General features: G+C 72.3%; 19 protein-coding genes. 5 read left to right on the top strand and 14 right to left on the bottom strand.

The window, feature by feature from the left end:
* Nucleotides 1-42 precede the first annotated feature (42 nt).
* The 8 genes from ACIA8F_RS17120 to ACIA8F_RS17085 all read right to left on the bottom strand — a co-directional run bounded on the left by ACIA8F_RS17120 (nt 43) and on the right by ACIA8F_RS17085 (nt 8452).
* Nucleotides 43-840: an ABC transporter permease gene (locus tag ACIA8F_RS17120; protein ID WP_399379562.1), complete on the bottom strand. Its 798-nt coding sequence runs from the start codon at nt 838-840 to the stop codon at nt 43-45.
* Nucleotides 827-1825 (bottom strand): 2-aminoethylphosphonate ABC transporter permease subunit, encoded by a 999-nt coding sequence (locus ACIA8F_RS17115; RefSeq protein ID WP_399379560.1) that lies wholly within the window; start codon nt 1823-1825, stop codon nt 827-829. Before ACIA8F_RS17115 ends, ACIA8F_RS17120 begins: the two co-directional genes overlap by 14 nt.
* Complete coding sequence (locus ACIA8F_RS17110) at nt 1818-2867, bottom strand: ABC transporter ATP-binding protein (RefSeq protein ID WP_399379558.1); 1050 nt, start codon at nt 2865-2867, stop codon at nt 1818-1820. The genes ACIA8F_RS17115 and ACIA8F_RS17110 overlap by 8 nt, the downstream gene beginning before the upstream one ends.
* Nucleotides 2864-3541 carry a phosphonatase-like hydrolase gene (locus ACIA8F_RS17105; RefSeq protein WP_399379777.1) on the bottom strand — a complete coding sequence of 226 codons (678 nt, stop codon included), beginning with the start codon at nt 3539-3541 and terminating at the stop codon, nt 2864-2866. The genes ACIA8F_RS17110 and ACIA8F_RS17105 overlap by 4 nt, the downstream gene beginning before the upstream one ends.
* Nucleotides 3542-3633: 92 nt before the next feature.
* Nucleotides 3634-4755 (bottom strand): TIGR03364 family FAD-dependent oxidoreductase, encoded by a 1122-nt coding sequence (locus ACIA8F_RS17100; RefSeq protein WP_399379557.1) that lies wholly within the window; start codon nt 4753-4755, stop codon nt 3634-3636.
* A 147-nt stretch (nt 4756-4902) separates the two neighbouring features.
* Nucleotides 4903-5676, bottom strand: a complete 774-nt coding sequence (locus ACIA8F_RS17095) for a GntR family transcriptional regulator (RefSeq protein WP_399379555.1) — start codon at nt 5674-5676, stop codon at nt 4903-4905.
* Between the two features lie 24 nt (nt 5677-5700).
* The gene (locus tag ACIA8F_RS17090) at nt 5701-6522 is read right to left on the bottom strand and encodes a hypothetical protein (protein WP_399379553.1); all 822 of its coding nucleotides are present in this window, start codon (nt 6520-6522) and stop codon (nt 5701-5703) included.
* Nucleotides 6523-7363: 841 nt separating this feature from the next.
* Complete coding sequence (locus ACIA8F_RS17085; RefSeq protein ID WP_399379551.1) at nt 7364-8452, bottom strand: ROK family protein; 1089 nt, start codon at nt 8450-8452, stop codon at nt 7364-7366.
* A gap of 118 nt (nt 8453-8570) precedes the next feature.
* On the opposite strand from ACIA8F_RS17085, the gene ACIA8F_RS17080 reads away from it, so the two are divergent.
* Together ACIA8F_RS17080 and ACIA8F_RS17075 are read left to right on the top strand one after the other, a co-directional pair.
* A complete protein-coding gene (locus ACIA8F_RS17080; RefSeq protein WP_399379549.1) occupies nt 8571-9659 on the top strand; it encodes a Gfo/Idh/MocA family oxidoreductase in 1089 nt (362 codons plus the stop codon).
* Nucleotides 9660-9788: 129 nt separating this feature from the next.
* Nucleotides 9789-11039: an LPXTG cell wall anchor domain-containing protein gene (locus ACIA8F_RS17075; RefSeq protein WP_399379547.1), complete on the top strand. Its 1251-nt coding sequence runs from the start codon at nt 9789-9791 to the stop codon at nt 11037-11039.
* An 84-nt stretch (nt 11040-11123) separates the two neighbouring features.
* Here ACIA8F_RS17075 and ACIA8F_RS17070 read toward each other — a convergent pair whose 3' ends face one another.
* From ACIA8F_RS17070 to ACIA8F_RS17045, 6 genes are all read right to left on the bottom strand, one after another.
* Nucleotides 11124-11981 (bottom strand): fumarylacetoacetate hydrolase family protein, encoded by an 858-nt coding sequence (locus ACIA8F_RS17070; RefSeq protein WP_399379545.1) that lies wholly within the window; start codon nt 11979-11981, stop codon nt 11124-11126.
* A 122-nt stretch (nt 11982-12103) separates the two neighbouring features.
* On the bottom strand, nt 12104-12910 hold the full coding sequence (locus ACIA8F_RS17065) for a hypothetical protein (RefSeq protein WP_399379543.1): 807 nt from the start codon (nt 12908-12910) through the stop codon (nt 12104-12106).
* 118 nt (nt 12911-13028) lie between these two features.
* Entirely contained in the window at nt 13029-13343 is a 315-nt protein-coding gene (locus ACIA8F_RS17060; RefSeq protein ID WP_399379542.1) for a DUF6412 domain-containing protein, read from the bottom strand.
* Nucleotides 13344-13446: 103 nt separating this feature from the next.
* Nucleotides 13447-14970, bottom strand: a complete 1524-nt coding sequence (locus ACIA8F_RS17055) for a sodium:solute symporter (RefSeq protein ID WP_399379775.1) — start codon at nt 14968-14970, stop codon at nt 13447-13449.
* Nucleotides 14971-15008: 38 nt separating this feature from the next.
* Complete coding sequence (locus tag ACIA8F_RS17050) at nt 15009-15176, bottom strand: DUF3311 domain-containing protein (RefSeq protein ID WP_399379540.1); 168 nt, start codon at nt 15174-15176, stop codon at nt 15009-15011.
* 65 nt (nt 15177-15241) lie between these two features.
* Nucleotides 15242-16051, bottom strand: coding sequence for a class E sortase (locus ACIA8F_RS17045; RefSeq protein WP_399379538.1), 810 nt, complete (start codon nt 16049-16051; stop codon nt 15242-15244).
* A 56-nt stretch (nt 16052-16107) separates the two neighbouring features.
* On the opposite strand from ACIA8F_RS17045, the gene ACIA8F_RS17040 reads away from it, so the two are divergent.
* The 3 genes from ACIA8F_RS17040 (at nt 16108) to ACIA8F_RS17030 (ending at nt 19712) form a co-directional block, all read left to right on the top strand.
* Nucleotides 16108-17109, top strand: coding sequence for a tetratricopeptide repeat protein (locus tag ACIA8F_RS17040; RefSeq protein WP_399379537.1), 1002 nt, complete (start codon nt 16108-16110; stop codon nt 17107-17109).
* Nucleotides 17110-17206: 97 nt separating this feature from the next.
* Entirely contained in the window at nt 17207-18739 is a 1533-nt protein-coding gene (locus ACIA8F_RS17035; RefSeq protein ID WP_399379535.1) for an ATP-binding protein, read from the top strand.
* On the top strand, nt 18732-19712 hold the full coding sequence (locus ACIA8F_RS17030) for a PD-(D/E)XK motif protein (protein WP_399379534.1): 981 nt from the start codon (nt 18732-18734) through the stop codon (nt 19710-19712). The genes ACIA8F_RS17035 and ACIA8F_RS17030 overlap by 8 nt, the downstream gene beginning before the upstream one ends.
* The last annotated feature ends 10 nt before the right edge of the window (nt 19713-19722 follow it).

Here is a 19722-nt window from a genome sequence, read left to right as displayed (position 1 = left end):
GGCAGGGGAATCAGCAGGGGGTGGCAGTGGCCGTACCGGGGTCTAGCGGTACGTGGCCCTGGTGCGGACGCGGGAGACGGCCAGCAGGACCAGCAGGGTGGTGGCCATGAGGACCACGGCGACGGCGGAGCCGCTGAAGAGCGAGCCGCGGTCGGTGGCGGTGAAGATCCGGACCGGGAGGGGCATCCAGTCCGGCGGGTAGAGCATCATCGTGGCGCTCAGCTCGCCCATGGACAGGGCGAAGCAGAGCCCGGCGGCCGCGGTGAGCGACGGCAGCAGGAGGGGGAGCTTGACCCGCCACAGCACGTACGCGGGGCGGGCGCCCAGGGAGGCCGCCGCCTGCTCGTACGCGGGGTCGAGACGCACGATGGCAGCCGAAACCGACTGGTAGGCGAACGCGGTGACAAGAATGGTGTGCGCCAGGATCACGATCGAGCTGGTGCCGTTGAGGAGCAGCGGCGGCTTGCTGAAGGCGACGAGCACGGCGAGTCCGACGACCACGGACGGCACGGCGACGGGCAGCACGAACAGTGCGTCCAGGGCGCTCCTGCCGCGCCTGCGCAGTCCGGCGGCGGCGAGCGCGGCCCAGGTGCCGACGGTGAGCGCGATCAGGCTGGCGGCCAGGGCGGTGAGCAGCGAGGTGGTCAGCGCCTGGAGGGATTCGCCCCGGACGGCCGCGGCGTAGTTCTCGGTGGTGGGGCCGGAGGGGAAGGCCCCGGACCAGTGCGTGGAGAAGGACGCGGCCACCACGACGAGCAGCGGCAGGGCGAAGAGGGGCAGGAAGAGGATGCCGAAGAGGCTCCAGGCGGCCCAGCGGCCGCTCTTGCTATGCACCAGCACGCTTGCTCACCACCCGGTAGAGGCCGAACAGGCCGACGGAGATCACGATGTTGACGACGGCGACCACGCAGGCGGCGGCGTAGTCGGATTCGAGGATCGCCTTGCCGTAGATGAGCATCGGGAGCGTGGTGACGTCCTTGGCTCCGGTGAACAGGACGATCCCGAACTCGTTGAGGCACATGACCAGGACGAGGCTGCCGCCGGCGGCGAGGGCCGGGAGGGACTCGGGGAGGATCACCCGGCGGACGATGCGGCCGGGCTTCGCGCCGAGCGAGGAGGCCACCTCCAGCTGGGCGGTGTCCAGTTGGGAGAAGGCGGCGAGCAGCGGGCGCATCACGAAGGGCGTGAAGTAGGTGATCTCCGCGAGGAGGACGCCCCACGGGGTGGTCAGGAAGTGGAAGGGCCCCTCCGCGACGCCGAAGGTGTCGGTCCACAGGCCGTTGGCCATGCCGACGGTGCCGTAGACGAAGAGGAGGGCGAGGGTGATGAGGAAGGAGGGGAAGGAGAGGAAGACGTCGATGAACTTGGCGACGGCGCGGGCCCCGGGGAACGGCACGAAGGCGATGACCAGCGCGAGCGCGAAGCCGAGGACCAGGCAGCCGATGGTGGCGCCGACGGCCAGCCAGACGGTGGTGCCGAGTGCCTCGCGGAAGGAGTGCGAGGCGAAGACCGAGGCGTAGGCGTCGAAGGGTCCGCCCCCGTTCTCGGGGGACAGGGACTGCTGGACCACCAGCGCGAGGGGATAGAGGAAGACCACCGCGAGCACGGCGACGGGGGGCACGGTCCACAGCCAGCCGGGCACGCTACGGGGCGCACGTGCGGCCTTCGCCGCGAAGCCGTCGGGGGCTCCGGCCGGGCCTTCGGGCGTGCCGGGGGCAGGGCCTCGTAGGGGCTGTTGGGGCTGTTGGGTCTGTTGGGGAATGGCTGCGGCTTCGGGGGCGGCGGCGGGCGGCCCGGGGGTGCGTCGGTCCGTGGCCTCAGCCATCGGTGACCCCCGCGGACAGGAGGACCGCGTCGCGGGGCTCGAAGTGCAGGGTGACCTGGTCGCCCAGCGCCGGGGTCTCGCGCAGTTCGGGCAGGTCCGCCTTGACCCGGTGGCCCTCGATGTCCACGTAGAGCCGGTGGGTCGAGCCGCGCCACTGCACCTCGGTGATGGTCCCGCTCAGCGCGTTGGGGCCGGCGCCGAGGCCGAGCAGGTGCGGGCGGACGCACAGGGTGGCGCTCGCACCGGCGGCCGCGCGGCCGGAGTCGAGGGTGAGGGGGTGCCCGGCGAAGAGCGCGCCCCCGTCGGCGACGGTGACCGGCAGCAGGTTGGCGTTGCCGACGAAGGAGGCGGTGAACTCGGTGCGCGGGGCCCGGTACAGCTGCTGCGGGGTCCCGCAGTCCTGCAGGCGGGCCTGGTCCATGACGGCGATCCGGTCGGCCAGGGTGAGCGCTTCGACCTGGTCGTGGGTGACGTAGAGGATGGACACGTCGGGGAGTTCGCGGTGGAGCCGGGCCAGTTCGGTGAGCATCCCGGAGCGCAGCTGGGCGTCGAGCGCGGACAGCGGCTCGTCCAGGAGGAGGACCCCGGGGCGGATGGCGAGGGCGCGGGCGATGGCCACGCGCTGCTGCTGTCCGCCGGAGAGCTCGCGGGGGTAGCGCTTGGCGTAGGCCGCCATCCCGGTCATCTCCAGGGCCTCGGCGACGCGGCCGGGGATCTCCGCCTTGGGCGCCTTCTGCGCCCGCAGGCCGAAGGCGACGTTGTCCGCGACGCGCATGTGCGGGAACAGCGCGTACTGCTGGACGACCATGCCGATGCCGCGCTTGTGCGGCGGCAGCGCGGTGACGTCCCGGCCGCCGATCAGGATCCGGCCCGAGGCGGGCCGCACGAAGCCGGCGACCGCGCGCAGGGCCGTGGTCTTGCCGGAGCCGGAAGGCCCGAGCAGCGCCATGACCTCGCCGGGCTCGACGGTCAGGTCGAGGGAGTCCAGGACGGTGGCGGCGCCGTAGGCGACCGAGACGGAGTCGAAGCGGATGCCGCTCACGCGCCGGGCTCCCGCTCCTGCTCCGACTGCGCCAGGAGGGCGGGGAGTTCGACGACGGAGCCCAGGACGTGGGTGGCTCCGTGCTCGGTCAGGGCCGCGCGGTCATGGGCGCCGGTGAGGACGCCCGCCACGATCCCGGCGCCGGCGCGGACCCCGCTGAGCATGTCGTACGCCGTGTCGCCGGCGACCACGGTCTCGCGCACGTCGGCCACGGCGCCGGTGCGCAGGAAGGCCGCCAGCACCATGTCCGGGAAGGGCCGGCCGCGGCCGCCCGCGTCGGCGGGGCACAGCGTGAGGTCGGCCAGGTCCTGCCAGCCGAGGGCGTCGAGGATGGCGTCCTGGGTGACGCGGGCGAAGCCGGTGGTGAGGACCACGGTGCGGCCGTCGGCGCGGAGCTTCTCGACGGCCTCGCGGGCGCCGGGGATCGGAGCGATGAGGCCGCCGTCCACGAGTTCCCCGTAGGCCTGCTCGAAGGCGGAGTTGGCGCGCTGGGCGAGGTCCTCGGTGCCGAAGAGGTGGCGGAAGACGGAGATCTTCGACTCGCCCATGGTGTCGCGCACGTACTGGAGCTTCGCGACGTGGTCCGCACTGCCCGGCTCGACGCCGAGCCGCTCGGCGGCCCGCTCGAAGGCGCGCTCGACGAGGCCGCCGTCGGCGACGGTGGTGCCGGCCATGTCGAGGACGATGAGGCGGCGGGTGGGGGTGTCGGCGTTGGTGTCGGTGTCGGCGTTGGTCTTGTTGTCGGTGTCGGTGTCGGTCATGGTGCTTACCAGCCCAGTTCGTTCGCGGTGGTTTCGGCTATGGCGGGAGAGCAGGTCATGCCCCGCCCGCCGGGTCCGGTCACCAGCCAGACGCCGTCGGCCACCTGCTGGCGGTGGACGACGCGGGTGGTGTCGGTGCACTGCGCGTACACGCCCGCCCAGCGGTGCCTGATCTGCGGCAGCGGGCGGCCCAGGAAGGACTCGACGACCTCGGTGAGGTGCGTGTAGGGGTCTTCGAGGGTGTCGAACGCGAAGGGGTGCTCGTACTCGTGGGTGTCGCCGATGGTCAGTCCGCCGTCCTGCCGCTGCACCATCAGGAGCTGCATCTTGTGCGCGGCGGCGATCGGCGCCTGGGCCTGCTCGGCGTTGAGTTCGTCGAGGGCTTCGCTCTTGTAGGCGGGGTAGTAGCGGAAGCTGTCGGCGTCGGCGACCGAGGTGGTCAGGGTTTCGCCGAGGGGGGCGGTCTGCATCATCTGCAGCCGGACGCGGCGCACGGGCAGTTCGGGCACCAGCTCGCGGACCAGGCCGGAGAGCCAGGCCCCGGTGGCCAGGATCACGGCGTCGCCCCGGTGGACGTCGCCGTGGTCGTCGCGGACGGCTCCGTTCCCGACGACCTCGCGCACCTCCCGTCCGGGGAGGAAGGTGTAGCGGCCGGACGCCTTGAGGGCTTCGCGCAGGTGGAGCTGGGCGGTGCGCGGTTCCACGGCCGCGTCCCGCTCGCACCACAGGGCGGCCTCGAACGCGCCGCGCAGGGCGGGGTTGAGCGCCCTGGCCTCCCCGGCGGTGACCAGCTTGTAGCCGCGGGCGGCGGCGTCGGGGCGGGCCACGGCGGCCTCGGCGACGGCGTGCTCGCGGGAGTTGCGCACCGGGGTCAGCGAGCCGATGGCGCGGAAGCCCAGGCCGGGCACCCGCTCACCGATCGCCTCCCAGAGCTCGCGGGCCCGCAGGGCGGTGTCGAGCTCCTCGCCCCCGGCCCGGCCGCTGACCCAGATCTGGCCGAAATTGCGCAAGGACGCGCCGCGGGCCTCCGCTTCTCGCTCGATCTGGACGACCTCGTGGCCGCGTTCCACTGCTTGCCAGGCGTGCATGGTGCCTACCACGCCGCCTCCGACGACTATGACTCTCACGTGCTCCAAGGTGGCGGCGGTCCGTGACCCGGGAGGATCCCGCGGGCGACGCTCCGGTGAACAGCCTCCGACGCTTGGACTAGACCCGTTACCGCTCCGTGATATTGATTCACCCTTTTTGATCCCGTACAGGGGCCTTGGCCGGGACTATTCGGGCTGGAGATGGGTCGTGAAGCTGAACCGGTCGCCACGGTAGAGAGAACGCACCCGCTCCAGCGGCCTGCCCTCCCGGTCCCGGGAGAAGCGGTGGATGAGCAGCATCGGGAGCGCGGGCGGGGTGCCGATCAACAGGGCTTCGCGAGGCGTGGCGAGGACCGTTTCCAACTTCTCGTCGGCGTCGCCGAAGGAGATTCCGAGGCTGTCGTGGAGGTAGCCGTAGAAGGAGGAGTCCGGCTGGAAATCGACGTCGAGGCGCGGTGCGCGGGCGACCCGGACGTACGTGCTCTCCAACCCGACCCGCTCCTCGTCGGCGAGCAGCACCCGCTCCAGGTGCCAGACCGGCTCCCCGGGCTCGGCGCCGATCCCGGGAGCCACGGCGGCCGGGCAGGGGAAGCGCTCCAGGCCGATCAGGTGGCGGCCCGGGGTACGCCCCTGGCGGCGTACGCCCTCGGTGTAACTCGCCAGCGACAGGGGCTGTTCGAGCTTCGGCCCGGCGGCGACGGTACCGCGGCCCGAGCGGCGCAGCCGGCCCTCCAGCAGCAGCTCGCGCAGGGCCTGGCGGACGGTCTCGCGGGAGACCTCGTACTGCTCGGCGAGATCGCGCTCGGTGGGGAGGAGTCCGCCCTCGCCGAGCTCGTCGAGCAGCCCGGCGATGCGGGCCTTGACGGCGTAGTACTTGGGGATGCGGCCGTGCTCGGGGATGCCGGAGCGGACGGGCAGGCCGGGCTGGTGGTGGTGCGCGTACGCAGTCGGTTCTTCCACCCTCGGACTCTACGTGGGCCGCCCCTACGCGGACTGCGGGCCTTGCCCCTTGCGCCGCAGCCGGCGGGCCCCGAACAGGAGTCCGCCACCGCCGGCCAGGGCGGCCGCGGCAGCGGCCCCGTACGCCCATGCCCCCGGGGCGCGGCCGGTCTCGGCCAGCGCTCCGGCCTCGCCGGCGCCTGCGGCGTCCGCGGCGTCCGCGGCATCGGTGGCGTCCGTGGCGTCCGGGCCCTGGACCTCGAAGCGGTAGCCGCCCGCCTCGCCGATCCAGTCGCCGTCGTCTCCCTTGCGCTGGACCAGCGCGGCGTCGGCGACGACCTCGCCGCGGGGGGCGTCGGCGGCGAAGGCGAGCCGGACGGGGACGGTCACGGAACCGCCGGGGCCGACGGTGAAGCCGGAGAAGGCGTCGCCGCCGTCGAAGACGGCGACGATCTCGTCCCGGTCGGTGCGCTCCAGACTGACGGGGAGGGCGTGCCCCGGGGCGGCCGCGCCGGTGGCGTCGAACTCCATCCGGAAATGGGCGGGGCGCAGGGCGTGGGCCGGGTCGGTGAAGACCACGACGGGGTGGATGGCGGTGCACCGGGTGGTGGTGGTGTTGGTGAGGTCGAGGTACCAGGTCTGCGCCTGACCGCCGGTCCGGAACACGGCCGGCCCCCCGCGGATCCGGGCCCCGATCGGGAACTGCGCGCTCTTCCCGTCACCGCAACTGGCCTCCACCCGCGAAGGCAGCGCGGGCGCGGGCCGGGCTCCGCCGCCGTTGCCGATGTCCGCCGACGCGGTGGTGACGGTCGGGGCGCCGGCAGCCACGAAGACGGCTGCCAGGGCAAGGGCTTTGCGCAGTCGCATGAGGAACCCCTACTCGCCGACGCCAACCGAACGGACCCATAAAACGATCGCCACACAACCCGACAATCACCCCGGCCTTGCCCGCACCCTCCCACGCCCGCCCAACCCCCTGTCCAGCACCACGCCCACCTTCTGTCGGTTTCCGCCCGTTTGGCGCATGGGGTCGGGGGGACCCGGCCCCGGCGGCGTTCGCGGGGGGGCAGGCGCAGCAAATCCGGCCGCCCGGCGTTTGAGGAGCGGTGCCCGGGGCGGAGCCCAGCGGGTCCCGGGCGCAGCAAATCCAGCCGCCCCGCACTTGAGGACGGGCGGGCCCGGGGCAGAGCCCCAGAGAGTCCGGGCGCAGCAAATCCAGCCGCCCGGCGATCGAGGCCCGGAGGGGTCCTGGCGCAGCAAATCCGGCCGTCCGGCGCTTGGGAACCGGGGCCCGGGGCGGAGCCCCAGCGGGGCCCGGGCGCAGCAAATCCGGCCGCCCGGCGCTTGAGCATTGGGGCCCGGGCGCAGCAAATCCAGCCGTCCGGCGTTTGAGGACCGGGGTCTGGGGCGGAGCCCCAGGGGGTCCGGGCGCAGCCCGGCACCCCCTCCCAGCCCGTCCGGCGTTTGAGGACCGGGGTCCGGGCAGCGCCCGGGGAACGGTGGAAGGGCGGGTAGGGGACTCCGCCTCGCAGGGCCACCCCGCACCGGCAGACCGGCCCCGAAGGGGCCAGCCAACCCGCCGGCACGCACGAGCCACACCTAAGCCCGGGGCCAAGGCCAGGGGCCAGGGGCCAGAGGCCCGGGGGCCCGGAGGCCCGGAGGCCCGGAGGCCAAGGACCAGGCCACGGCGGCCAAGGGGGCCGCCCCCTCACTCCCCCCGCCCGAACAACGGGCCAAGCACCAACTCCGCCGCCCCCTCCGCCACACCCCCCTCCGCAAGCCCAACCCCCACCGCACCCCCCACAAACGCCCGAGCCCCCAAAACCCCCCGCACGCCCGCCAGGAACACGCCCGGCGCAGCCGCCACCACCCGCCCCCCGAGCAGCACCCGGTCCACATCCAGCAGCGCGACCAGGTTCGCCGCCGCCTCCCCCACGATCCGCGCCGCTTCCTCCAGGCGGCCCCCCGCGACCGCGTCCAGGCACAGCACCTCCGCGCACCCGCGCCCCCCGCACCGGCAGACCGGCCCGTCGAGTTGCAGCACCTGGTGCCCGAACTCCCCCGCCGCCGAGCGCCGCCCCCGGTAGACCTCTCCGCCGCCGGCCAGCCGGAGCCCCGCCCCCAGTCCGGTGCCGACGTGCACGTACGCCACGGCCTCCCCGACGCCGAAGCCGACGCCGGCACCGCCAGCCGCGGCCACCGCCACGGCCGCAACCCCCGCATTGGTGTCCTTGTCCACCCGCACGGGAACCCCCAACCGCCCCTCCAGCACCTCCCGCAACGGGAACCCCTCCCATTCGGGAAACCCCGTCACCCGCCCCAGCACCCCGGTCCGCCAGTCCAACGGCCCCGGCGCGGCCACCCCCACGCCGAGCACCGGCCGCTCCGCGCCGCCGCCCCCACCGCACACCCGCCCGACCGCCCGCACCGCCTCCTCGACCGCCGCTTCCGGCCCGGCCCCGAAGTCCAGCGGAACCCGCCCGTCGGCGACGACGCGGCCCGCCAGGTCGACCCGTACCGCCGTGAGCTCGTCGCGGTCCAGGTGCACCCCGACCGCGTACCGCGCCTCCGGCACCAGCCTCAGCAGCGTGCGCGGTTTGCCGCCCGTGGACGGCTCGCGTCCGGCGTCGGCCACCAGCCCCTCGACGCGGAGCCGGGCCGCGATCTTGCTGACCGCCTGCGGGGTGAGCCCCGTACGCACCGCGAGGTCACCGCGGCCGAGCCCGGCGGGTCCGGCTCCGCGCAGGAGGTCCAGTACCAGCGCCTCGTTGTGCCCGCGCAGCACCGGCAGATTCACGCCCGCGCCGCCACCACTCGCCTCGCCCCTGCTACCCCTGCTACCCCTGCTACCCCTGTCCACCTGGCCATTGTCCACCCTCCTTGCACTTACGCAACAGTGTTGCCAAAGTAGGAGCATGAACGCCTCCGCCCCCGCCTCCCCCCTCCGCGTCGGACTCGTCGGCTACGGCCTGGCCGGTTCCGTCTTCCACGCCCCGCTGGTCTCCGCGACCGAGGGCCTGGTCCTCGACACCGTCGTCACCTCCGACCCGGGCCGCGCCGCCCAGGCCCGCGAGGCCTACCCGGACGTCCGGATCGCCGCCACCGCCACCGAGCTGCTCGCCCAGAGCCCCGCCCCCGACCTCGTCGTCATCGCCTCCCCGAACAAGACGCACGTCCCGCTCGCCACGGCCGCCCTCACGGCCGGCATTCCGGTGGTCGTGGACAAGCCGCTCGCCGCCACGGCCGCCGAGGCCCGCGAGCTGGCCGCGCTCGCCGACCGGACCGGGACCTTCCTGTCCGTCTTCCAGAACCGCCGCTGGGACAACGACTTCCTCACCCTGCGCCGCCTCCTCGCGGACGGCGAGCTGGGCGAGGTGCAGCGCTTCGAGTCCCGCTTCGAGCGGTGGCGCCCGCAGCTCAAGGGCGGCTGGCGGGAGTCCGGCGCCCCGGAGGAGATCGGCGGGCTGCTGTACGACCTCGGCAGCCATGTCGTGGACCAGGCGCTGGTGCTGTTCGGTCCCGCCGTACGGGTCTACGCCGAGGCCGACGTGCGCCGCCCGGGCGCCGAGGCCGACGACGACACCTTCATCGCCCTCACCCACGCGAGCGGGGTCCGCTCCCACCTCTACGTCAGCGCCACCACGGCCCAGCTGGGCCCGCGCTTCCGGGTCCTGGGCTCCCGCGCGGGCTACGTCAAGTACGGACTGGACCCGCAGGAGGGGGCCCTGCGGGAGGGCCTGCGCCCCGGCGACCCCGAGCGGACCTGGGGCGAGGAGCCCGAGCACCTGTGGGGCCGGCTGGGCTCCGGGGACTCGCCGCTGACCGGCGGGGGCACGCCGGTGCGGACGGTGCCGGGCGACTACCCGGCGTACTACGCGGCCGTGGCGGCGGCCCTGCGCGACGGCGGCCCGGCCCCCGTCACGGCCTTGGAGGCGGCGCACTGCCTGGACGTACTGGAAGCGGCCCGCGCATCGTCGCAGGACGGGCGAACCGTGAACCTGTGAGCCCGTGAACGGATGAGCCCGGGACCAATGTGTCCTATCTGTAATGAAAATGGGCCTATCGCGGAGAGAGGTCGACCTAGGGTTTGCATAAGCGAAAGATCATCGCATGTGTGAAGAATGGTGTCCCTCGTGAAGCTGCCCCGTCTCGCCTCGGCCCTGGCCGTCGGCGCGATAGCCCCGGCCGTCCTGCTCTCCTCCCCCGCCTTCGCCGCCGACGGGCCGTCACCCGCCGTTCCCCCGACGCCTTCCGCGCCGGACCAGGGCGCGCCGGGCAGTGGTCCGTCGGCCGGCGGCCCGGCGGTGGGCGGCCCGGCGGATTCGCCGGGCGAGGCGGGCACCCCGGAGGACGACGGGCAGGCGGCGAAGGACCGTAAGAAGATCGAGTCGATCCTCGCGGACCCGGAGTCCGGCCCCGGCGTGCGCGAGGCGGCCCGGAAGGCGCTCAAGGGGACCGCGGCGGACATGCGGCACTTCCTGGACGTCGTCTGGGCCCAGCAGCAGTACGTCGACGACCAGGTGAAGGTCACTCAGATCTTCAGCACCGGGGGTGTCGGCGTGCGGCGCGAGGCCAAGAAGGCCCTGGAGGCGGGCACCCAGGCCGCGCTCACGGAGTTCCTCAGGAACGGGCAGCACACCGCCCGGCTGGAGGACGACACCTTCGAGATGCTGAGGATGCTGGAGGGCGCGGGCAAGGGCATCACGGAGCGGGTCAACCACCTGCTCAGCCACGGAACCCGCGAGGAGATCCGCGCGTTCGTCGAGACGGAGCAGCACGCGATCCGCGCGGACGACGACAGGGTCGCGATCCTGCGGATGCTCCAGGACGCGGGCCCCTCCCTCAAGCAGGGCATCCAGAAGTTCCTCGACAGCAACCCCACCCCCGCCCAGCTGCGCACGTTCGTCACCACCACGCAGCACGAACTCCGCGACATCGACAACTCCCTCCTCATCACGCAGATCGCGAGCGTAGGCGGCCCCGAGGTGCGCAAGGCCGCCGATGCGGCGCTGCGCGGCACGCCCGAGGACCGCATCGAGTTCCTCAAGACCGGCCAGCACGTGGCGCGCGAGAAGGACAAGGCCGCGGAGGAAGCGGCCGGGAAGCCGGACGGAGGCTCCGGGGACGGGGGCGGGGACGAGGACGGCGGCACCACCACTCCGGTCGTCGACCACGGCGCCAACGGCGGCACGGGTACCGGCACGGGTACGGGTACGGGTACCGGGAACCAGCCGACCCCGGCGGGCGGTACGTCCGGGAACCTCGCCCGTACGGGCGCGGGCGCCGAGAACGGCTGGATCGCCGGCGGGGCCGCCACGGCGCTCGCCGCGGGCGCGGGTCTCGTGCTCGTCAACCGGCGCCGGCGGACGGCTTCCGAGCGCTGACCGGCCGACCCGTCGAAGCAGGAAGGGGCGGCGCCGTCGACGACGGCACCGCCCCTTCCCTTCCCTTCGGACTGCGCGTCGCGACTACGCGTCCTTGAACTCCTGACGCTGACGGCCGAGGCCGTCGATCTCCAGCTCCACCACGTCGCCCGCCCGCAGGAACGGCTTCGGCTCCGGCTGGCCCGCGGCCACACCGGCCGGGGTGCCGGTGACGATGACGTCGCCCGGGTACAGGGTCATGAACTGGCTCACGTACCGCACGACCTCGCCGACCGGGAAGATCTGGTCGGAGGTGTGACCGTCCTGCTTGAGCTCACCGTTGACCCACAGCTTGACGTCGAGCGCCTGCGGGTCCGGGATCTCGTCCGCGGTGACCAGCCAGGGGCCGACCGGGGTGAAGGTCTCGCAGTTCTTGCCCTTGTCCCAGGTGCCGCCGCGCTCGGTCTGGAAGGCGCGCTCGGTCACATCGTTGACCAGGACGTAGCCGCCGACGTGCGCGAGGCCCTCCTCGGGGGAGGCCAGGTAGCGGGCGGTGGCACCGATGACGACGCCGAGTTCGGCTTCCCAGTCGGTCTTGACGCTGGTGCGCGGGATCAGCACGGTGTCGTCGGGGCCGACCACGGTGTCCGGGGCCTTGAGGAACACGATCGGCTCGGCCGGGGCCTCGGCCCCCACCTCGGCCGCGTGCCCGTGGTAGTTCAGGCCGATGCCCACGACCTTGCCTATGCGGCCGACGGCGGACCCGATCCGCAGACCCTCGGCGTCCAGCACCGGGAGCTCACCGGATCCGGCCGCGTCCCGTACTCGGGACAGCACGGAGTCGTCGGCGAGCAGCGCGCCGTCCACATCCGTGATCAGGCCGGACAGGTCCCGCAGGGTCCCGTCCTGGTCGAGCAGCGCGGGGCGCTCCGACCCGACGGGTCCTACACGCAGCAGCTTCATGGGCATTCTCCCGTGGTCGAGGGTGGTCGGCCCATGGGCATGCCCCGGGCCGGACGATGGGTTGCGGCCATCGGAGGATTGGTCGATCCTCCAAGATGTCGGCCTCATCCGCAAGACCCTGTTCACATGGCGGAACGCTCACCTCCGCTGAGCGCGTGCTCCACGCGCTCAGCCCGGTCCTTCCGGTACTGGAGCCAGGCGCGCTCGGCGACCGACCACGCCGTGGTCGTGACCAGGTACAGCCCGGCCGCCAGCGGCACCAGGGCAGCCGTGATCAGCGTGCCGAAGGACAGCAGGGGCAGGACGCCGCCCAGCTTGCGCATGAGCTCCTGCTGCTCGGCCGTCACGACGACGCCCGCACCGGCCCCGGAGGCCTTGCCGGTCATGCCTGCCTTGCCGGCGTTGGCCGTCTTGCCGGTCTTGGCCGCCTTGCCGGCCATGCCTGCTTTGCCAGTCTTGGCCCCGGAAGCGGCAGTCGTGGCCGCCGCGGCGGCTGCGGTCGCGGCGGCCAGCGCTGCCGCCTTGCGTCCGCGTGCCGCACTCCACGCGGCCACCAGCGCGACGACCGCGAACAGCCCCAGGAACACGAGCCCCTGCGCGCCGAAGAGGCCGCCCTCCCCCAGCGCCTCGGCCCACCGGTCCCCTAGCGGCGCGGCGAACAGCCGGTGGCCGAGCAGCTCGTTGGCGGCCCCGCCGATCTCCGCCGAGGAGAACGCCCGGTACATCAGGAAGAACACCGGCAGCTGGAGCAGTACCGGCAGGATCCCCGCCACCGGGGTCGCCCCGCGGAAGGCGGCCCGGCTCAGCGGGTGCAGCGCGAGCCGCACGAGCACGGTGAACAGCACGATCGCGGCAGCGGTCGCGGACTCGGCCAGCACCGGCTCCAGCAGCCGGCCCAGCACGGAAACGAGGTCGATGAATACGGACACGTGGGCCCTCCGAAGGGATGCGTCGAACGTCGAAAGAGATGCGTTTCGGCGTGACGACCCGCGAGGGGCGGCAAGGTGTGGCGATCAGAAGTGATCGGGAGGAAGGAGCTGCGCGCCCCTACGCGGCCGTCGGAAGGAGACGGCCGGGCGCCCTGGGCCGTGACCGGCCGGAAGCGTCGGGGTCGCGCTGCGGCAGGAACGCCGTGCGCTGCTCGCGATCACGGATCGCGGTACGTATTCGGTGCGGGGGCACCGGCCGGACCAGCCGGGCGGCCAGGGCGGAGGCGCCCACGGCGAAGGTGGCCGCGAGGACCACCACCACCGCTCCGAGCCCGCCCTCCCCGGCGAACAGCCCGAGGAAGCCGCCGAGCACCAGGAGGGAAGTCAGCAGCGCCAGCAGCCGCCCGGGGCGAAGCCCGCTGTGCTCTGCCATGTGGACCTCCCCCTTCCCGCTCCCGCGCACGAACCCCCGTAAGAGACCCGCGACACGCACCCGTTGCCAGCACTCGCACTCACGATCGTGCTCGCGATCGATATTAGCCGCGTGCACCGACAACGGACGGGGACTCGTTTTGATCCCCGGTTCCGGGCAGCGGATCGCGCGCCAGGACCTCCTCGTCCGGCCGGGGGTCCCCCGCCCCGCTTCCCGCCCCCTCCCGCGGGCCGAGCCAGATCACCGTCAGAGCGACCGCCAGGTTCAGCGCGAGGGCGACCATGCCGGCGTTCACGCCCCACACCGGGTCGTTGCCCGTGAACACCAGCCCGCAGACCACCGCGACCCCCGCGGCCAGCCCGCACACCGCGGCCGCCGTCGTGAACCGGCGCCACACCAGACCCAGCAGCAGCATCGGCACCAGCTGCGCCATGCCCTCGTAGGACACGAGCGAGAGCCTGACCAGCGTGTTCGGCGCCGTGTACGTCATCACCAGCGCGATCGTCCCGGCGGCCACCACGACCACCTGCGAGGCGAGCTTCTGCCGCGCGCCCGAGCTCCAGCGTGGCAGCAACGAGAGCACGCTGCGCCCCCACATCGTGCCGATGACCAGCATGAACACCGCCATCGGCACGATCGACGACAGCGCCGCCGCCACCCCGATCACCCCCACCGCCCACGCCGGCAGGGAGTCCACGACCAGCTTGAACAGCGCGAGGTTGGACTCCGCGCCCGTCAGCCCCGGTACGACGAACAGCGCCGCCATGCCCAGCAGCATCGGTACGAAGAGCAGCACGTTGTACGCGGGCAGCAGGATGGCGTTGCGGCGCAGCGCGTCGGCGCTCCGCGCGCCCAGGTACCCCGCGACCGTGGTCGGGAAGATGACCACGGTCAGCGCGTTCAGCACGGTGGTGGAGGCGAACCACCCCATCCCCAGCTCGCCCCGGCCGCCCTGCCCGCTCCCGGCGCCGGGGAGCGTCAGCCATTGCGGGCGTTCGGCGGTGAGCCGCTCGAAGAGCTCCCCGTAGCCGCCGAAGTAGTGCAGGGGAACGTAGACGGCGAGGAACCCCAGGGTGCCGATGACCAGCACGTCCTTGAGCACGGACACCCACGCGCTGCCGCGCAGCCCGCTCACCACGACGAAGCCGGTGGTGACGGCGAAGGCGGTGAAGTAGGCCCATTCCAGGGACACCGCCCCGTAGGTGACCGTCGAGACCACCACGCCCATGCCGGTGATCTGGAGCTGGATGTAGGGGAGCAGGAAGACGGTGGCGAGCACCGCGACCGCGGCGCCGAGCCAGGGGCGCCCGTACCGGTGGCTCACCATGTCGGTGATGCCGACGAGGCCGTGGCGGCGCGCGTAGTCCCACAGCACGGGGCCGACGACGTAACCGACGGCGTAGCCGCAGGACATGTACGCGACCACGTACATCACGGGGGCCCCGTAGTTGTAGCCCCAGCCGGCCGCGCCGAGGTAGCTGAAGCTCGTGTACCCCTCGCCCGCCATCAGGACCCAGATGAACACGGTGCCGAGCGAGCGCCCGCCCACCGACCACTCGGCGAGTCCGCCGCCGCCCCCGCCGCGTCCGCGCACCGCGAGCAGCCCGAGCGCGACGGTCGCCACCATGAACACGCCGAAGACGCCCGTCGCCACGGCCGCCTGGCTCACCGGTGATCACCGCGCCAGGTCAGCCAGACCGCGAGCGGGGTCAGCAGCGTCGCCCCGATGAACCAGAGGAGCAGGAACGGTACGCCGCCCGGCGCCGGCTCCACCCGGTTCGCGAACGGCAGCGCTCCGACGAACAAGACGAACGGCGCGGCAAGCCACGCCAACTGCGGTCGTTTCACCCTTTTTCGGCCCACCGCCCCACCCTACGGTCCCGCCGCCCGCTCACCCGTCAACGCTTGAGGGTGCCCCACACCACGAGCCGGTACTTCGAGGTGTACTCGGGCGTGCAGGTGGTCAGCGTGATGTACGCCCCGGGCTCGCTGTACCCGGCCCCCGGCGTGACGGTGCTGCGCGGGACGGGCGCGATCACCCCGGTGTCGTGCTCGGTCGTCTGCGCCAGCGTCTGCCCGACCAGGTACACGTACCGCTTCCCCCGCACGTCCACGATCAGCTCGTCCCCGGCCCTGAGCCGGTTGATGTACCGGAAGGGCTCCCCGTGCGTGTTGCGGTGCCCGGCGAGCGCGAAATTACCCTCGGCCCCGGGCTGGGCGGTCCCGGTGTAATGCCCGGCGTACCCCTTGTCGAGCACGGACCGCTTGTCCACGCCCTGCGCGACGGGCACGGCGACGCCGAGGCGCGGAATGCGCAGGATGCCGTACGCGGACTCCCGCGGCTGCGGCCTGGCGGCACGCGGCCCGGAGCTCCCGGTCGCCTCGCCCGAGGATCCGTCGGCCGCCTCGGCCGGCCCTACGGAGGGATCGGCATCCGCCTCCCCCTCGGCCCCGCCCTCCCCCTCCCCCTCCGACCACTCGGAAGACGAGGCACCCTGCCCCTCCCCCTGCTCCAGCTCCCGCACCACCGCGTGTGCGGCCCTCAGCGCCTGCCGGTTGGTCCACCACACCTGGTGCACCACCAGCAACATCACCACCACGCCCACGGTGACGGCCAGTTCGCCGACCGCCCACAGCGCCCCCGCGAAACCGGCCCGGCGCGACCGCCGGCCCCTGCCCTGCACCACGACCCGCACGCGATCTCGCACGGGCGGCACCTTAAGTCCTCCCCCCTCAACTGACCAGCGGCAGTACGCTGCAAAGCATGCGCCCCGACACGCCTGCCGAGCACATCGCCGAAGCCGAGCGCCTCATCCGCACGGCGACCCGCTACCCCGAGGACCAGGAGCCGTTGCTCCTCCAGGCCGCGGCCCACCTCGAACTGGCCGACGAACGCGAGCGGGCGAGCGCCCTCTACGACCAACTCCTGGCCGCCGACACGACGGACGACCCGTCCCTCGTCAAGGCCCTCCAGGCGGCCAACCTCTGGGAGTACGGCCACGAGCCCGAGGCCCGCGCCCTCATCCAGGGCATCCGCGCCGCAGCCCCCACGGACCCGGCCCCCTGGGAGGTCATCGCCGAGGCCCTCGAAGCCCACGACGAACTCGAGGCCTCCCACGAGTGCTTCACCGAGGCGGCCACCCTCCTGGCCCCGGACAACACCCCCCTGACCCCGGCCACGACCGCGCTCCTCACCGGCCGCCACCGCGTCCGCCGCCTCCTCGGGCTCCCCCACGACGACTGGGACATGGTCGCGGACACCCGCCACATCGGCCCGATCCCGCTGGACGAACTCCACGACCCCAAGCGCATCTGGGCCCTCGGCTCCGACGACCCCGCCGAACTCCGCGCCGAGATCGCCCGCCTGCGCGCCGAACTCGGCGACCGCCGCGCCGCGCTCTCCCGCCCCTTCCCGGTGGCCATCCTGCACTGGCCGGCCCGCGAACTGGCAGAGCTCCTGACCTCGTACCCCACTCTGTCCGCGGAGTACCCCTCGCACGACGCCCACCTCGCCCAGGTGGAATCCTCCCTCCGCACCCTGGCCGCCTCGGGCACCACGAACCTCGGCATCGTCACGGCCAGCGTCCCCTCGTACGAAGCCTTCGCCGCCTCGGAGAAAACCTCCCCCTCCTCCCCCTCCCTCCTGGTGGAATACGCCACCACCCTGGCCGCCCGAGGCAAAGCCACCCCGTGGCCCCCGACCCCGTCCACGGCCTGCTGGTGCACGTCGGGCCGGGCTTACGGGGAGTGCCACGGGGCGGCCTGACCTGCTCGCCCCGGCCGTGGGGACGTAGGGCCCTGTCCATGGATCACGACCGCCGTTACCCTTAGTCACTCCGTATGGCGAGTCTCCAAGGCAGGAAATGACCGACGACTGGCAGTTCGATGTACCCACGATCGGAACCAAGCACCTCCCGCCGGACTCCCGGTACATGGAAGCGCTCAGCAGCCAGGGCTACGGGTTCGAGACCGCCATCGCCGACCTCGTCGACAATTCGATCGACGCCGGGGCGCGCGACGTCGTCATCCACTTCCTGCGTGACGAGGACCGGCTGGTCAGCCTCTTGGTCATCGACGACGGCAAGGGCATGACCGAGGAGGAACTCGACGTCGCGATGACCGTCGGTGGCCGTCGCGGATACGACCCCCAGTCCCTGGGAATGTTCGGGACGGGGCTCAAGTCGGCCTCCTTGAGTCATGCCGCCGCAGTGACCGTGGTGAGCAAGACGCGACGGACGAGGGCCGTGGGGCGACGTTGGCTCATGGAGCGGGCCGTCAGCGGGTACCAGTGCGACATCGTCGCGGGCGACTACGCCCAGTCCCTGATCGACCGCTACTCCGGGCGGCCGATCACGTGGCAGGGAACGGTCATCCGCTGGGACGGTGTGAAGGACTTCCCGCGCCACGGAGGGGGCGGGCAGACCAATCGGTATCTGCTGCGCACCATCAACCGTCTCGGGCTCCAGCTCGGCTTGTACCTCCATCGCTTCCTGGCCCGCGACGACTTCAACATCACCATTGCCGTCGAGGACGTGAATACCGGAACCGAATACATGAACTTCGGCGTCGAGCCACTCGACCCCTTCGCCTATCCGGTGTCCGGTCACCCGGACCACCCCCGCCGGTTCACCGTCGACTGCCCGTCGATCCCCCGGATGTCCCTCGAGGCTCACATCTGGCCGGCCAAATCCACGCTGGACGGCTTCAAAGCCGTCGGCACCGGGCTCGACCGGCAGGGCTTCTACTTCTACCGCAACAGCAGGCTGGTTCAAGCGGGCGGCTGGAACAACTTCCGCCAGCCCGAACAACACCTCGCGCTGGCGCGGGTTGCCGTCGATCTTCCCTCCGATACTGCGGACGTCTTTCGACTCACCGTGAAGAAGGAGGGAGTGGAAGTCTCCCCCGAGTTCATCTCGGCCCTTGAGGGAGCCGTGGACTCCGAGGGGCGCCGGTTCCCCGGGTACGTGGCCGAGGCCGATGCGGTCTATCGGGACTCTCGCAAGCGGGCGAGCACGACCCGGAGAGCCGTCATCGGGCCGGGCAAGGGATTCGACCCCGCCCTGCGCGAAACGATCGAGGATGAACTCCCCCTGCTTCCAGGTGAGGAACCCATCTCGGTCCGTTGGCAGAAGTTGGACAACAGCGTCTTCTTCGAGATCGATCGCGAAGAGCGGACCATCGTTCTCAATCAGCACTACAGGACTGCCCTCTTGGGCGGGCGCCGTGGTGGGCTGAACGATGCTCCGACCGTCAAGGCCCTCGTTTACCTTCTTCTCCACCAGGTGTTCGAGAAGGAGTACAGCGGTAGTCGAGAGAAGGACAACCTGCAGTTGTGGCAGTCCGTTCTGGTCGCCGCGGCACGAGTGGAGCTGGAACGGATGGGCGACGATGACTGACCGTGGCACGGCCCCGGAACTGGGCTGGTCGACGGTCGAGCACTACTTGGGCGCGGGCCAGGCCACGAGCTATCGACTTTCCGATGCCGGGGCTCGGCGTGCGGTCCGCTACGAGATCGGCCACGGCGGGCGCGACATCTCGCTCACCGTGGAACTGGACCGCCACCAAAGGCCGCCTCGTTCCCCCCTGCCTGCCGTGTCCATCGACCAAATCAACCATCACGGCACCCGCATGGCACGCATCAGCACCACCCAGGTGGCCCTCGTACGCGACTTCCACGACCTCCTGATGGCCGTGGCGGATCGAATCGTCACCGGCGACCGCACGCTGGAAGAAGCACTCGACGAAACCATCCGCGCTTGGGGCGATCTGCTCGGTCGACCTCGCGGACTCGGTCTGGAGAAGCGCATAGGTCTCCACGGGGAACTCGCCGTCTTGCAGGCTCTTGCCCGGTCGCACGGCTGGGAGGCGGCGGCCCGGTCCTGGACGGGCCCTCGTGGGGAACAGCACGATTTCGGACTCGCCACCACGGACCTCGAGGTGAAGACGACGACGTCCGAAGAGCGCCGGCACACTGTCCACGGAATCAGGCAGCTCGAGGAGTCAGAAGGGCGTTCGCTCTGGTTTGCCTCGGTCCAGCTGACACGAGGCGGAATCGGGGGGCGTTCCCTGGGGGACTCGGCCGCCGCGGTGCTCCGCGACGCCCGCACTGCCGACCGCATCGCCGCAATGTCCATCGAAGGCTCCCTCGCCTCGGCGGGATGGTCCTCCGACGAACGGGACGACGAGCGTTGGACCCTGCGTACGGAACCACTGCTCGTTCCGGCAGACCACCTGCCGAGGATGACCACGGACATGCTTCCCGCCGCGGTCAGGGAGCACGTTTCCTCGATCGACTATTGCATTCACGTCAACCACCTGAGCCCCGTGCCGGGATCCCCGGTCGATCTCACAGACTTCCGTCTCCCGTGACGAACGAGGA

This window comes from Streptomyces sp. NPDC051563 (assembly GCF_044454225.1).
Lineage (GTDB): Bacteria > Actinomycetota > Actinomycetes > Streptomycetales > Streptomycetaceae > Streptomyces.
This window is presented reverse-complemented; position numbering and strand designations above follow the sequence as displayed.

What these genes read in the sequence shown, in the direction of transcription:
- ACIA8F_RS17105 (WP_399379777.1), bottom strand. Translation starts at nt 3,541, where the DNA reads ATGGCCGGCACCACCGTCGCCGACGGCGGCCTCGTCGAGCGCGCCTTC.
- ACIA8F_RS17060 (WP_399379542.1), bottom strand. Translation starts at nt 13,343, where the DNA reads ATGGCAGAGCACAGCGGGCTTCGCCCCGGGCGGCTGCTGGCGCTGCTG.
- ACIA8F_RS17030 (WP_399379534.1), top strand. Translation starts at nt 18,732, where the DNA reads ATGACTGACCGTGGCACGGCCCCGGAACTGGGCTGGTCGACGGTCGAG.
- ACIA8F_RS17070 (WP_399379545.1), bottom strand. Translation starts at nt 11,981, where the DNA reads ATGAAGCTGCTGCGTGTAGGACCCGTCGGGTCGGAGCGCCCCGCGCTG.
- ACIA8F_RS17080 (WP_399379549.1), top strand. Translation starts at nt 8,571, where the DNA reads ATGAACGCCTCCGCCCCCGCCTCCCCCCTCCGCGTCGGACTCGTCGGC.
- ACIA8F_RS17035 (WP_399379535.1), top strand. Translation starts at nt 17,207, where the DNA reads ATGACCGACGACTGGCAGTTCGATGTACCCACGATCGGAACCAAGCAC.
- ACIA8F_RS17040 (WP_399379537.1), top strand. Translation starts at nt 16,108, where the DNA reads ATGCGCCCCGACACGCCTGCCGAGCACATCGCCGAAGCCGAGCGCCTC.
- ACIA8F_RS17090 (WP_399379553.1), bottom strand. Translation starts at nt 6,522, where the DNA reads ATGCGACTGCGCAAAGCCCTTGCCCTGGCAGCCGTCTTCGTGGCTGCC.
- ACIA8F_RS17115 (WP_399379560.1), bottom strand. Translation starts at nt 1,825, where the DNA reads ATGGCTGAGGCCACGGACCGACGCACCCCCGGGCCGCCCGCCGCCGCC.
- ACIA8F_RS17055 (WP_399379775.1), bottom strand. Translation starts at nt 14,970, where the DNA reads ATGGTGGCGACCGTCGCGCTCGGGCTGCTCGCGGTGCGCGGACGCGGC.